General features: G+C 61.4%; 12 protein-coding genes. 1 reads left to right on the forward strand and 11 read right to left on the reverse strand.

The window, feature by feature from the left end; all coding sequences use genetic code 11:
- The 11 genes from FKG95_RS12355 to FKG95_RS12405 form a co-directional block, all read right to left on the reverse strand.
- On the reverse strand, positions 1–169 hold a 169-nt coding region (locus FKG95_RS12355; protein ID WP_142896694.1), incomplete at its 3' end, for a transposase.
- A gap of 72 nt (positions 170–241) precedes the next feature.
- A complete protein-coding gene (locus tag FKG95_RS12360) occupies positions 242–973 on the reverse strand; it encodes an SDR family NAD(P)-dependent oxidoreductase (protein ID WP_142896695.1) in 732 nt (243 codons plus the stop codon).
- A gap of 5 nt (positions 974–978) precedes the next feature.
- Positions 979–1,779: a cyclase family protein gene (locus FKG95_RS12365; RefSeq protein ID WP_142896696.1), complete on the reverse strand. Its 801-nt coding sequence runs from the start codon at positions 1,777–1,779 to the stop codon at positions 979–981.
- 4 nt (positions 1,780–1,783) lie between these two features.
- Positions 1,784–3,037 (reverse strand): SDR family NAD(P)-dependent oxidoreductase, encoded by a 1,254-nt coding sequence (locus tag FKG95_RS12370; RefSeq protein WP_142896697.1) that lies wholly within the window; start codon positions 3,035–3,037, stop codon positions 1,784–1,786.
- Positions 3,034–4,221: a thiolase family protein gene (locus FKG95_RS12375; RefSeq protein ID WP_142896698.1), complete on the reverse strand. Its 1,188-nt coding sequence runs from the start codon at positions 4,219–4,221 to the stop codon at positions 3,034–3,036. The genes FKG95_RS12370 and FKG95_RS12375 overlap by 4 nt, the downstream gene beginning before the upstream one ends.
- Complete coding sequence (locus FKG95_RS12380) at positions 4,221–5,879, reverse strand: AMP-binding protein (protein WP_142896699.1); 1,659 nt, start codon at positions 5,877–5,879, stop codon at positions 4,221–4,223. Before FKG95_RS12380 ends, FKG95_RS12375 begins: the two co-directional genes overlap by 1 nt.
- A gap of 10 nt (positions 5,880–5,889) precedes the next feature.
- Complete coding sequence (locus FKG95_RS12385) at positions 5,890–6,369, reverse strand: aromatic-ring-hydroxylating dioxygenase subunit beta (protein WP_142896700.1); 480 nt, start codon at positions 6,367–6,369, stop codon at positions 5,890–5,892.
- A complete protein-coding gene (locus FKG95_RS12390; protein ID WP_142896701.1) occupies positions 6,366–7,715 on the reverse strand; it encodes an aromatic ring-hydroxylating dioxygenase subunit alpha in 1,350 nt (449 codons plus the stop codon). Before FKG95_RS12390 ends, FKG95_RS12385 begins: the two co-directional genes overlap by 4 nt.
- Positions 7,716–7,728: 13 nt before the next feature.
- Complete coding sequence (locus FKG95_RS12395) at positions 7,729–8,694, reverse strand: PDR/VanB family oxidoreductase (RefSeq protein ID WP_142896702.1); 966 nt, start codon at positions 8,692–8,694, stop codon at positions 7,729–7,731.
- Positions 8,695–10,245, reverse strand: a complete 1,551-nt coding sequence (locus FKG95_RS12400; RefSeq protein ID WP_142896703.1) for an indolepyruvate oxidoreductase subunit beta family protein — start codon at positions 10,243–10,245, stop codon at positions 8,695–8,697.
- Positions 10,242–12,404, reverse strand: a complete 2,163-nt coding sequence (locus FKG95_RS12405; RefSeq protein WP_142896704.1) for a ferredoxin family protein — start codon at positions 12,402–12,404, stop codon at positions 10,242–10,244. Before FKG95_RS12405 ends, FKG95_RS12400 begins: the two co-directional genes overlap by 4 nt.
- Before the next feature lie 178 nt (positions 12,405–12,582).
- Between FKG95_RS12405 and FKG95_RS12410 the strand changes: the two genes are divergently transcribed.
- Positions 12,583–13,122, forward strand: a complete 540-nt coding sequence (locus tag FKG95_RS12410; RefSeq protein WP_142896705.1) for a MarR family winged helix-turn-helix transcriptional regulator — start codon at positions 12,583–12,585, stop codon at positions 13,120–13,122.
- Positions 13,123–13,448 lie beyond the last annotated feature (326 nt).

Below are 13,448 nucleotides of genomic sequence, written 5' to 3' on the forward strand. Positions count from 1 at the left end.
CGTATTCTGGTGGGCAGTCGCGCCACCGCGCCCCTATCTTGAGCATATGGACGATCCCGGAGATCACCCGGCGGTCATCAACCCGATGAGCTCCACGCCGACCGCGCGGAAGATAGGGCTCGATCCGAGACCACTCTTCGTCGCTTAGATAAAATAACTTTCTGCCCATCCAAACCTCCTATCATCAGAAAGCTTGAATCACAGTTCCAATGTCACGAAAAGCACCAATTGAGTACAGACCCTAGAGCGTCACCCCGCCGATACTGGCGCCGCCACAGACATAGAGCGTCTGGCCGGTGACATAGCCGTTCAGCGGGTCGGCGAAAAAGAGGATGGCGCGCGCCACGTCGTCCACGGTGCCGATCCGGCCCACCGGCAGGGACTTTGCCAGTTTTTCTTGCCGCTCGCTATCCTTCTCGATGATGCCCCAGAAGTTGTCGGTCAGCACCGGTCCCGGTGCGACCACATTCACCGTCACCCCATGCGGCCCCAGCTCCAGCGCCCAGGTGCGCGCCATGCCGTGCAGACCGGCCTTGGAGTAGGAATAGGCCGTGCGCGTCTGGGCCCCCATGGCGGCCCGCGAGGAATTGAAGATGATCCGCCCGAAACCTCGCGCCTTCATGGCCGGCAGAAAGGCCTTCACGAAGGTTAGCGCGGCGCCTGCGTGAAGCTGAGTCAGCTTGAGCAGGTCGTCGGGTTCCGCCTCTTCGATCAGGTTCGGCAGGATAATCCCCGCGTTGTGAATGAAGTGGGTGACGTTCCCCATCCCGGCGATCTCGTCAGCTGCGCGTTGGGTCTCCGCCGCATCGGTAAGATCCGCCTTCACCACTTTCAGCCGCTCGTGCGACCAGTCCGGCGCGCGCCGGGCAACCGAGATCACCTCGTAATCCAGATCCAGAAGATCGCGGCAAAGACGTTCGCCAATCCCGGCGCTGCCGCCGGTGACAACGGCTGTAAAACGTTCCGTGCTCACGCGTCTTATTCCTCCACCAGAGCCAGGACCCGCAGAGGGCTTCCGGAGCCGTTCTTGATCTTGAGCGGCGGGCAGATCAGCAGCGCGCCGGTGGGCGGCAGCTGGTCGAGATTGGCAAGACACTGCAGGCCATAGCGCCCGGCGCCATGCAGCAGAAAGTGCGCGGGATAAGGCGGCGAGAGATGTCCGCCCTGTCCGGCGTCGGTACCGACACACTCGGTGCCGAAGCCGACCACGTTACGCTCCTCGATCAAAAAGGTGATCGCACTGGCATCGGGGCCGGGCGAGTGCGCGCCGTCATCCCGCAGATTGAGGTAGTCCGCCGCGCTGCGCTTCGACCAGTCGGTGCGCATCAGCACCCAGCAGCCTTCCGGGATTTTTCCGTGTTCGGCTTCCCAGGCGAGGAGGAAATCCCTGGTCATCAGGAAGTCTTCGTCCGCCGCCGCCTCCTTCACGCAGTCCACCACGCAGACCGCGCGCACGAAACCCTCGACCGGGATCGAGTCCACGCTGGCGTTCGGCAGATCCTTGCCCGAGACCCAGTGGATCGGCGCGTCGAAATGCGTGCCGGTATGCTCGTTGCAGGTAAAGTTCCGCCAGTACCAGGCGGGTCCGCGCTCGTCGTAGCGCGAGACCTCCTCGACGCGAAAGCGGGCGCACTGGCCGAACTCCGGCGGCAGGATGATCACTGGAAAATCAGGGTCGAGGGTATGGGTCAGGTCAATGGTGCGGATCTTGCCCGCCACCAGGGCCTCTGCCAGCGCGGGGAGGACCGTGCCTGGATTTGTGGTCAAATCTGCAGTCATGGCATCAAGCTCCTTCCGGTTGGGTCAGTTCGCGCGCCAGTACACGGGGGTCCTGCTTCCAGCGCGTCAGGAAGTCTTCGGCGACCGCACCAACGGTCAGCTCTTCCAGCCCCTGCTGCAAAGCGCCGACAACGGCTTTGGCCAGCCCCTCGGGCGTGACCTTGGGCGGCGGCAGGTGCTGCCGCCAATCCTCCTCCAGCGGGCCGAAGAGCGCATTCAGCACCTTGACGCCGGAACCGTGAAACTCGCCGCGCAGGCACTGGCTCAAGGAATAGGCTGCCGCCTGACTGGCCGAGGTCGAACCGTAGGCCGGCCAATTGGAAAGCGCGTAGACCGAGAGCAGATTGACCCAGGCGCAGGCGCTGTTTACGCCGTCGGCGCCCCTGAATCTCATCCCCGGTCCGAAGGCCTGGATCAGCCGCAGCGGGCCGAAGTAGTTCACTTCCATCTCGTCCCGCGCCGTGACGATCCCGTCCCGGTCCATCGCCCCACCTGCCCGGACGTACTCCGCCGTATTGATCAGAATATCGACCTTGCCGCCGATCTCACTGGCCAGTTCATTGACCGAGACCGTATCGGTCACGTCCAGCCCCATGACCTCGACATTGGGAATGGCCGCCAGCTCGTCGGCGCCTGCAAAGGGCCGCCAGGTTTCGGCAACCCCGACAAAGACCGTCGAGGCCCCGGCGGCGGACAGCGCCCTGGCCATGGCCTGTCCGAGCTGCGTGCGCCCGTCGGTGATCAGGACGCGGCGATGTTTCGGATCGCAGGTCAATTCCCGCAACTGCTTGTCGTCGGCCATATTTTCCGTCTCCTCCTCCGGCAGCGCCATGAGAACACCCTGACCCGATTTATCCGTGCGCGCGATCATGCGCACCCGACCGCCCTCGGCGACATCGCCGTGAATATGCGCCAGGACCGTAATCCCGGCTTCCAGCGCCACCGTCCCGACCCGCCAGGGTGTACGCTCCCGGAAATAGACGTTGGTGCTGGTCTGTATGGTGGTTTCGGCAATCAGCTCTCCACCCTCGGGCATGTCCCGCCAAGCCAGATTCATCGACAGGCATTTGGGGCAGGCTTCCCGCGGCGGGTAGGTGACCGCGTCGCAATCGTTGCACTTTTGCAGAACGAAGCGGCCTTCGGCTGCCGCGACGGTGAAGCCCAGGGCCCGGCGGCTGCGTGAAGTCGGCGGCAGGGTCGGCAGCACCGTGCGTTTTTGCGGATCTTTTCGCCTGGGGCGTTTGATCGCTTCGGTCATGCGCCGGGCCCCGCCAGTGCCGCCGCGCCCGAACAGAGGCCGCGGTCGTAATTGATCATGCCGAAGCCCGAAACCACGGCGGTTTTGGCATCTTCGACCTGCCGCCCCAGGGCCGTTCCGGTCACCTGACGCAGGGCCTCGACCAGTCCCAGATAGCCGCCAGCGGCACCGGCCTGCCCGACCGAAAGCTGACCGCCGGAGGTGTTGTGCGGGAAGCTGCCGCCGTTGGTCAGATCGTGGCCGCGCACGAAGTCCGCCCCCTCCCCTTTTTTGCAGAAGCCGAGATCTTCGAACTGCATCATGGAGATCACCGGATAGTCATCGTAGGTCTCCAGCAGATCCACATCGTCCGGCGCAATGCCCGCCATGGCCCAGAATTCATCCCGGTCCATTTCCCAACCGCCCCGAATCTGAATAGGATCGTCGGGAAAGGCGTTGTGGCGCTCGATCGTCGACAGGACCCGCACGGCAGGAAGATCGAGGTTCTTTGCGGCGTCTTCGCTCATCACCAGGAAAGCCTCGGCTCCCGCGCAGGGCATGACGCAGTCAAAGAGCGCGATGGGGTCGGAGATCGGCCGGGCCGAGACGTATTGTTCCAGACTCAATGGCTTCTTCATCAGCGCGTGCGGAAAGCTCAGGGCGTTCTCGCGCTGGGCCATGCAGATCTTGCCGAAATCCTCCCGCGTCGCGCCGGTGGTTTTCATGTAGTGATCGGTCATGAGGGCGAAGCTGGCGTTGGGACCGCCCGAGCCGTAGGGATAGGAAGCATCCTGGGCGAAGCGGCTGAAGCTGGAGAGCATCCGGCGGAAGGAATCCACGTGGTTGGCATCGCCGGAAACGCAGGCCACCATTTCCGCATCGCCGCACTGAACCGCCCGCGCCGCACGCCGTAAAGACACAACCCCGGACGCGCCCCCCATGGGAATGTGATCGAGCCAGCGCGGCGTAAGACCCAGATGCTGGGTCAGGCCCACCGCCGTATCGGGAAAGAGCGTGAAGGAGGAGACGCAGAAGCCATCGATATCCTGTGGCGTTATTCCTGCTGCACGCGCCAGATCACCCAGCGCCCGGGCAATCCACCAGTGCGCCGGTTCAGGAGAGTAACGCTGGTAGGGAACGGTAATCGGCACGGCGGCCACGACACCGTCATAGGCTTGCCGGATCCTGGCATCCCGTTTGGTCATCAGGCGACCGCCCGCTTTTTCAGAGGACGCAGGTCCAGGGTATCTTCCCTGGCCCGAAGCTGTTCAACCAGCGCTTTCAACTCGCCGCGCTGCACCTTATTCGTTGACGTCAACGGCAGGCTTTGGACAAAAGCCAGATAACCTGGCGCTTTGTAATAGGCAAGCTGCTCGAGGCACCAGCGCACGATATCTTCCGCCACTTCCCGTGCCCGTTCAGGTTCAAAGTCTTCAGACGGGACAACGCAGACAAAAACCTCATCTCCGCGAACAGGATCCGGTGTTGCCGCTACGGCTACGCCGGCGACCTGCGGATGGCGCAGCAACACGCCCTCCACTTCGATCGCGGCAATGTTCTCACCCGAACGGCGAATCACGTTCTTCTTGCGGTCAACAAAGGCCAGCGTGCCGTCCGCGTTGCGCCTTACGATATCTCCGGTATGGAACCAGCCGCCCCTCCAGGCCTCCTTGGTTGCGTCAGGGTCTTTCAAATAGCGGTCGAAGAAGCCGTAGCGAGGCTTTTCACCCTTGCGGCGGACCAGCAGTTCGCCGGCTTCGTCAACGCCCGCTTCGCCGCCGTCGTCCAGTTCGATCCGCACCGCGATATCCTCCTGCGGTTTGCCGAAGCAACGCGTGCCGATGTGACGAGGATCCTGAGATGCGGCCACCACGGCCCCATTGCCGGTCTCGGTCATCGCCCAGGCTTCGATCAACGGCACGCCGAAGCGTTCCTCGAAGGGCGCATGCAGGCGTTCTTCAACCCCGGCCCCGAAACCGAAGCGCAGAGTATGATTCTTGTCGTCCGATGATTCCGGCGCCGACATCAGCATGGCCGGCATGACGCCGAGATAATGCATCACGGTCGCTTTCGATTGACGCACCGAGTCCCACCAGCTCCTCGGGTGGAAACGGTCCAGCACGGTCAGGCAGCCGCCGACAGCAATCATGCCCATGGTCGAGCAAGCCAGGGCATTCATGTGAAACAGCGGCAGCGGCGTGATCATCCGCTCGCCCGCCAGGTTCAATGCGCAGTGACCACCGACAAAGCGGTACCAATGACCGCAATTCAGAAAGTAACTGTTGTTGAGGACGCAACCCTTAGGCAGGCCGGTCGTGCCCGAGGTGTAGAGCAAAGCGGCCTCGTCATTGAAGCCTCCGCTCATCGCCTTGGCCTGCTCCGGTGCTCTGGGAAAGCTGTCATCAGGCCCCACGACCTGCAGACCGAATTCCGCGCTGGCTTTGGCCACATCCCGCTGGCGTGCTTCCAGAACGACGGCCAGACTCATTTCAGAGTGCCCGACCAGGTAGGACAACTCGGCAGCCCTGAGGTCCGGATTGATCGGGACAATGGATACACCAAGACGGTTCAAGGCCAGCCAGTGGATCAGAAAGCTCGGCCGATTCTCCAGCAACAGGCCGATCCGGTGCCCCTTGCCGTAACCGGCGTGGCGGTAGGCGACGAAGAGGCTTTCGATCAACCCGGTTGCTTCGCCGTAGGTCAGTTCACCCGAAGTGATCCCGTAGATACCGGCGGTCTCCGGCAGGACATTGAAGAAGGGCCGGTCCGGAAAGGCCTGCGCTGTCGCCGCAAAGAAGGAATAGACATTGGCGAAACCCGCCGGATCCCGCAGTGCGATCGAAGTTTCCGTTTGGAAGGTCATGGGATCGTCATCACACAAAAAGCTGGATGTTGCGGTGAGGCGCATCGCAGTTCACCAGATCGACACGCTTGCACTTGATCATCAGTTTGCCCTCGACGACAGCAAGCTTGTGACGCGCCCAGCCCGCCAGCAGAGTCTGTTCGTCAAAGCGCGTCTCAACGTAATGGAAAGGCGTGTAGGTACGATAGAGATTTTCCTCGTGATTGATCTCATCGATCGCGGGCATCTGCAGCAGATGCTGACAACGGCTTTTCGGTTTTTGCGAATAGGTCCGCTGCCCTTCCAGCCGTTGAACGCGCGTGCGCAGCAGCAATCTGTCTTCGTACATCAGCGACGTGGTCAGGTGCTCCTCTTCCTGGTCCGGTTCCAGAGGCATCCAGTAGATCCCGTCTTCCGTGAAGAGGTCGAGCCACTCGGGAAAGCGGCGCTCGTCAATCATCCGCGCCTCGGCAATCACGAAGTCGATCAGGTCCTGTTCCGTCGGAGTCATGCCGCTGATCCTCGTGCATTGGCGGCTTCAGCCGCATCGAGGGTCATGAACTTTTCCCAGGCCCGGAATTGATTGCGCATCTGCGCCTCGGTGGTCCCGTTGTATGTCGCGTTGGGCGTCTCGCTTTCTGCCGGGTCGTAAAGCCGCTGCATATTGACCCACTGGTTGCCGTCACTGGCGAGGCCGGCCTGCGCACGCTCATACATCTCCAGATCGTCATGGCCGACGATGGAGGTCGGTGCATTAATTAGCCGGTTGTACATCGCAGTGCGGTGCAGCAGTTTGTCCGGCGCGCCAACCAGGCGGAAGATCCAGGACTCCACCAGCGTCTTGTCGGCCGCGAGTGGCTTGAAGAGGCGCAGGGACTGGATCGGTCCTTTTATCATCATATTGGGAAAGTAAACGGTGTTGTGGCGATTTTCATCGAGGATCTCTCTCGCCCGCGCCTCGCCATAGGCCGCAACCATCTTCTCGAAATAGCCCTCTATCGCCGAGTAGTCGGAATGGATAGAGTGATGAACACCGGTATGGCCGTGACCGTTTTCCCAGGTGCGGATGCCCATATTCTCGAAGAATTCGTAAGGCGACGTGAAAGGCAGAATGCACTCCACTGCCATGGGCTTGGGCCCGTCGCCGCCTTCCTGCTCCCAGATTTCCCTGACCGTACCCGCCGAAGACTCGTGAGCGACCATGGGGTGGCAGGTGTCGGTCTGGTTCTCGACCAGCATCTTCCAATTGCAGTGATGCATGTAGCGCAGCGGGCTGCCCACGACCTCGAGACGCCCCTCGGGTGAGCGGTCAATCATGTTGTCCAGGCTGGAGAGCGACTCACCGAAAAAGCTGTCGAAGTCCGGGCCGGCATCGTTCATCTTGGCGAAGATAAAGCCGCGGTAGTTTTTGGCGTGCGCCACGGGTGTCATGCCTTTGGCCGCACAGGATTCCTGCAATCCTGAATCCTCGTAGCCCTTTTTCAGGGGCACCGCCAGCAGGCTGCCGTCGGTCTTGAAAGACCAGGCGTGGTAGGGACAGCGGAAGAACTTACCGGTATTTCCCTGCCGGTCGATGACCACCTGCGTGCCCTTGTGGGGGCAACGGTTGAAGAGAACACGGATCGAGTCATCGCTATGCCGCACCATCAGGATCGGCTGGGTGCCGATCTCGGTCGCAGCATAATCGCCTTTGTTGGGGATTTGGCTTTCGTGACCGACATAGATCCAGGCGTTGCGGAAGAGATGCGCCATCTCGAGCGCGAAGACTTCGGGACTGCAATAGAGATCCCGGTGTACCTCACCCTCCCGGATTAGGCCCCGGACCTTGTCTTTGAGTTCGCCGCTTGTCAGGTTCATTTGCCATGCTCCCCTAAAGATCGAGAACCAGTTTCGCAGAGTGGGCGCGGGACACACAGATCTGCATCACCTTGCCGCTGGCTTTCTCGCTATCCGTCAAAACAACGTCACGGTGATCCGGCTCGCCGGAGATCACATCGGTCTGGCAGATCCCACAATCGCCGCGCTGACAGTCGTAGATCAGATCCTGTCCGGCGGCCTCGAGCACTTCGATGATGCTTTTTCCGACAGGCACGGTGAAGCTCTCACCGCTCGAAGCGATTTCAACTTCGAAAGGCTTGTCCCCGGTTTGCGCGACGGGTGGCGTGAAGAGTTCGAAATGAATGCGCTCTTCCGGCCAGCCGCGTTGCCGCGCCGCTGCCTGGACCGCCTCGATCATCGGCTTCGGTCCGCAGACGTAGAGGTGGCTCTCGGGATCGGCAGCCGATAAGAGGACCCCGGCGTCGAGGTATCCACCGCTGAGATCGTCGTAATGCTCGATCAGTTTCTCACCGAGAAGCGCGCGCAGCGGCGCGATAAAGGCGAGACTGCCCTGCGCGCGGCCGGAATAATGCAGGATGAAGTCGCGCTTCTGCCGCAACAATGCGCTGGCCATGGAGGCAATCGGTGTGATCCCGATGCCACCGGCCATCAGAACGACCGGCGCCGGACCGTCAATCAAGGCAAAGTCGTTCTTGGGCAGAGTCACGGAAAGACGGTCACCCGGTTTTAATCCGTGCATGAAAGAGGAACCGCCCTGGGACGCTTCTTCCAGCCGCACGCCAAGCCTGTATCGGGAACCGCCCTGCGTTGGCTCGACGCCCGGATCGAGATTGACGAGAGAATAGGGCCGGTCGTCGCCGTTCGGAAGCGACACCCTGATGTGTGATCCCGGGCTGTATCCTGGAAGGTCGTCTCCGGCGGTTGAGGCGAGTTCGAAAGAACGCACCATCGGCGCTTCCTCCGTTACCGCAATGACTTTAAGTTCGAGCGTGGACATTCAGGCGACTTCCGACTTGGATCCGGTGAAACTCCGGATGGTCTTCAAAGCGCCTGCGAGCGCCGTCCCTTCGCTGTCCTGCAGAGCAGCCTCATGCAGACGGCGCGCCCAATCGGCTGCGTCACTGCGGCCCCGAACCAATTCTATCCCCTGCATGACCTGATCGAACTTGCTGATGGAGCGTTCATGGGTATCGCTGTAGCCCTTGATCAGGCGGCGGCAACGGGCGATCTCAACCGAGAGATCGTAGTCGTCGCTCGCTGTACGGGTCACATTTGCCAGCCAACGCCGGGTATGTTCGGTCTCGATTTCGTGGCGCAGCAGCTTCCGGCGCCAGCGGCGCAGGGACGAGAGAAAATAGAGCGAGAGAAAACCGCGCAGACTGTCGCTTCGCACCCGCTTGCTGCCCGTGAAGAGAGACAGCACCCAGCGAACCAGCTTCTTGCCTTCAATGTTCCGGCCCAGAGAAGCCGGGAGCAAACCGGCCAGTTCCTCGACGCGCGGATGCATGAACTCGGTGATGGTGACGACCTGTCCGTCCTGGGCGGAAATGTCGTCGCGCACGCGCGAGAAACGCCGGCTGCGCGATTTCAGATCGGCCACGCGGATAACATCCTGATAACTCATGGCCGTTGCCAGATATTTGCCGATCGTAACAGTCAAAGCATAGTCTTGCTTTGCGCCATCGAGCCGTTTCTCCAGAGCAAGAATTTCATCCAGCCGGTCCAGGTACTCCTCGCCGTAGGCAGTGTCCTGAAAATCGATGACACGATTGAGGCCCGCCGTCAGAAGCGGCACGACAGCATCGGGGAAAGACGTCTGGGCGCGCTGGGTCAGCGCCGCGTAGTTCTCTTGCTCTTCGGCGGAGCCTCCTTCCAGCTTTGGCAAAGCGGGACGACCGGATGGAACCTCATCCTGCGCTTCCTCAGTCAGGCACGTGAACGCGGCATCAAAAGCCCGCAAGCTGGCTTCGACACCAACGCCGCCGGAGCGGATCGCATCTTCGAAGGCCGCGCGCGGAAAGGGCAAAACACCCGAGCTGGCGATGGCGCCGAAGAGACTGGCGGAAATGACACTCCCGTTGGCCGAGGCGACCGCCGCCAGGTCGGCTTTCAGAAAGCGCTTGGCCGCCAGCGCTGCGGCGACCTCGACCGCTTGCGGGTCATTGATCCCATCTCCAGGCCGGGATTTCTCCGCCACGGCCAGCGAGCGATGGGTCGAAGCGATCAGGGTCGTACGGTCCGGCGAAACAAGACCACGCTGAATGGCCCGCCCGGCTTCCATCCATTCCGCGGCCACGACGAGATCCACGTCCCCCGGCGTCGGCATCAGGGCCAGCACCGGGGCCTGCGCGCCGGCCTTGATCATCTCGAGATAATAGACGGTCGCACCGGTCCGCTGGGCCACGCCGGGAACCGAAGTTGCCTGAACCACCCAACCGCAGGATTCTGCCAGTGCCACCAGCCAGTTGGAAACCACGCCGCCGCCCTGTCCGCCGATGGCAAGGACGGCAATGCAAAGGGGCCGGTCCTGGGACAGCACATCACTCATGACGGGGCTCCCCCGCCGGGTTCCTGGAGGTATCGGGCGTCGCGCCGCTGTTGAAGCCGCGTCGTGACGGCGTTGCGCAAGCCGGCAAGCCTGCTGTCCCAGAAACTCGGATTATGCACCGCATCGGCACGATAGAAGGACGGACAGAGCACGGCGGCATCGGCCACTTCACCGCAGTGGCCGCAGGCGACGCAGGAGTTGTCGACAAAGGCCACCGGATCGTCCCGCAACGGATCCTCGGTTTCCTTCAGGGTCAGCGAGGGGCAGCCCGAGATCCGGATACAGGCGTGGTCGCCGGTGCAGACATCTTCATCGACACCGAACTTCTGCTCGACCACCCGCTTGCCTTCACTACGCGCCTTGCGCCGGATCGGGCGTTCGCGGCGCTGACGGTTGAGCATACATTCGCTGGACGCGATCACCACCTTCGGCCCGCGCTCGGGTGTGGTCAGCGCTTCCTCGATCACATCGCGCATCGCCCCGACATCGTAGGTGTGATCGATCCGCCGGACCCATTTCACCCCAACGCCCTTGACTGCATCCTCGATCGGATGGCGGGTCGAGCGGCTGACGTTGCCGGCGCGGGACGAGAGGATGTCCTGCCCGCCGGTCGCAGCAGAGTAGTAGTTGTCAACGATCAGAATGACATCGTCGCTCTTGTTGAAGACCGCGTTGCCGACGCCGCTGACCAGACCGTTATGCCAGAAACCGCCGTCACCCATGATCGAGATCGAGCGCTTGCCCTGCGCCACATTCAGGCCGGAAGCCGAGGCCGCGCCGAGACCGTACCCCATTGTGCTGGCGCCCAAGTTGAAGGGCGGTAGAATAGAGAAAAGATGGCAGCCGATATCGCAGGCGATGTGGCGCTCGCCAACCTCCTGCTGCGCCAGGGTCAGCGCGGAGAAAATCGGACGCTCCGGACAGCCTGTGCAGAAGCCGGCCGGGCGCGGCGGCACGGCCTCGTTCAGGGCGTCGGTAACCTCGCCGGGCAGAGACGGCCCCAGCGAGACCTCGGCGGGCGCAACGGCGGTGTCATTCAGGGTTTCAAGAAAAGCGCCGATTCCCTCGATCAGCGCCTTGTTGGTGTATTCGCCGGCCTTCGGCAAAACGTCCTTTCCGTGCAGCGCGGTCGCGACGCCCGCCCGGCGCAGAGTTGTGCTGACTGCCTGCTCCAGATGATCCGGCTGCCCCTCTTCGACCATCAGGACCGCGCGCTTGTCGCGGCAAAAATCAACGACTTCATCATCGATCAGCGGATAGGTGACGTTGAGTACATAAAGCGGAATGCGGGTCTTGCCGTAGACATCCGCCAATCCGAGCTGGCGCAACGCGGCGATCACACCGTTGTAGTGGCCGCCCTGCAGAACGATACCGACGTCTTCGATGTCGCCTTCGAAAAACTCGTTGAGTTTGCGTGACTTGATGAACTCGACCGCCGCCGGCCAGCGTTGGGCCACCTTCTCCTGTTCATGAGCGAAGGACGCAGGCGGAAGAACGATCCGGTCCGTCTCGCGCCGGGGGTGGTTACGCGCCTGCTCCAGCGTGAACGCGGGCCGGACATTGTCGCGGGTCTGAAAGGAACCATGGACATGGCAGGCCCGGATGCGCAATTCCAGCATGACGGGCGTATTGCTCGCCTCGGAAAGCTCAAAACCGTCCCGTACGGCTTTGACGATCGACTCTGCATTTGGGCGGGGATCCAGCAGCCAGATCTGGGACTTCATGGCAAAAGCGTGCGAGCGCTCCTGCATGATCGAAGAGCCTTCACCGTAATCCTCGCCGACGATGATCAGCGCACCGCCGGTCACACCGCCGGAAGCCAGATTTGCCAGAGCATCGGAGGCGACGTTTGTACCGACCGTCGATTTCCAGGTCGCCGCGCCACGGATCGGATAGTGCATGGAAGCAGACAGCATCGCGGCAGCGGCGGCTTCGCTGGCACTGGCTTCGAAATGCACGCCAAGCTCGCCCAGAATCTCTTCGGCGTCGGAGAGAACATCCATCAGGTGCGAGATCGGCGCGCCCTGATAGCCGCCGACATACCCGACCCCAGCCTCAAGCAAGGCCTTGGTCACCGCAAGAATACCTTCGCCCCGAAAGGTCTCTCCTGCACCCAGCCGTAGCGCCTGCACCTCCTGAACAAAAGACCGTTCAGCCAACGCCCACCTCCGATCGATCCAGCCTGCAGAGCCTACCTCAACCCGCACCGCCGGCATTTATATTCTTTTTCATATATTCGGCAGGAGACCGGCTGCTGTCAACTCGATTTATATGAAAATGCAATTTTTTATGTTTGAAATTATTGATTCCGGAACTGACTTGTGATCACATCGATGCATGACAAGCTTACAGCAGTTGAAGTTGACCGAAGACAGCGCCGCTCCCTTTGTGGACAGCTATCTCCTGTACCTGCTGGCCGCGGCCAGCCACGCACTCTCGAGTCAATTTCACACTGAAGTCAAAGCCCAGGGCGTGAAAGTACAGACCTGGCGCGTCCTTGCCTGCCTGATCGACCGCCCCGGACTGATGCTGACCGAACTGGCGCAGTTCGTCCTGCTGGAGCAATCGCATCTGACCAAGATTATCGACCAGCTCCAAATCTCTGGACTGGTCGACAAGCAGCACGACACGACGGACCGGCGCAAAATCAAAATATACATCACAGATCGCGGCCGGGAGCTGGTGGCTCCCCTGATCACCACCGCAAAGTCTCACGAGCGCGAAGCCACTGAAGTCCTTACCCGCGCGGAAGAAAAGAACCTGAAGGCCATCCTTCACAAGCTGATCCGGCAGCAGCGTCAGGCGAGACGCCGGTCAGATCCGAAGGAAGGCCGTCAACTTGAGCCGATTGGAACCCGAAGCGAACGGGAGGCGTGAACAAAGGCTGGAAGACTCAGCCCACAGAGAAAGTCTCAGAGCTTTGGCGCAGGCTCAAAGCCCTGGAAACACTTGCATGACGGACGGTCCGATACAGTGGCTGCTTGACAGTAGTTTCATATGAAACCATTTTGAGCGCGATCTGAAGGGCCAGATGATCGCTGAAAAAAGCAGTGAGGAAGGGCCCGGAAAGACGGCACGGCAAGACGGGTCCAAAGAAGGCCCGCACATAGAATCCGGGAAGTCGGGATAATCATTGACCGACTGGTCGGTTTTTATTAGCCTAATCCAATACGCCATGACTGAACCTTGGCGAAAGAGTTGGA

This window comes from Denitrobaculum tricleocarpae (assembly GCF_007004665.1).
Taxonomy (GTDB): domain Bacteria; phylum Pseudomonadota; class Alphaproteobacteria; order Kiloniellales; family Kiloniellaceae; genus Denitrobaculum; species Denitrobaculum tricleocarpae.

What these genes read in the sequence shown, in the direction of transcription:
- FKG95_RS12365 (WP_142896696.1), bottom strand. Translation starts at nt 1,779, where the DNA reads ATGACTGCAGATTTGACCACAAATCCAGGCACGGTCCTCCCCGCGCTG.
- FKG95_RS12370 (WP_142896697.1), bottom strand. Translation starts at nt 3,037, where the DNA reads ATGACCGAAGCGATCAAACGCCCCAGGCGAAAAGATCCGCAAAAACGC.
- FKG95_RS12375 (WP_142896698.1), bottom strand. Translation starts at nt 4,221, where the DNA reads ATGACCAAACGGGATGCCAGGATCCGGCAAGCCTATGACGGTGTCGTG.
- FKG95_RS12380 (WP_142896699.1), bottom strand. Translation starts at nt 5,879, where the DNA reads ATGACCTTCCAAACGGAAACTTCGATCGCACTGCGGGATCCGGCGGGT.
- FKG95_RS12385 (WP_142896700.1), bottom strand. Translation starts at nt 6,369, where the DNA reads ATGACTCCGACGGAACAGGACCTGATCGACTTCGTGATTGCCGAGGCG.
- FKG95_RS12390 (WP_142896701.1), bottom strand. Translation starts at nt 7,715, where the DNA reads ATGAACCTGACAAGCGGCGAACTCAAAGACAAGGTCCGGGGCCTAATC.
- FKG95_RS12395 (WP_142896702.1), bottom strand. Translation starts at nt 8,694, where the DNA reads ATGTCCACGCTCGAACTTAAAGTCATTGCGGTAACGGAGGAAGCGCCG.
- FKG95_RS12400 (WP_142896703.1), bottom strand. Translation starts at nt 10,245, where the DNA reads ATGAGTGATGTGCTGTCCCAGGACCGGCCCCTTTGCATTGCCGTCCTT.
- FKG95_RS12410 (WP_142896705.1), top strand. Translation starts at nt 12,583, where the DNA reads ATGACAAGCTTACAGCAGTTGAAGTTGACCGAAGACAGCGCCGCTCCC.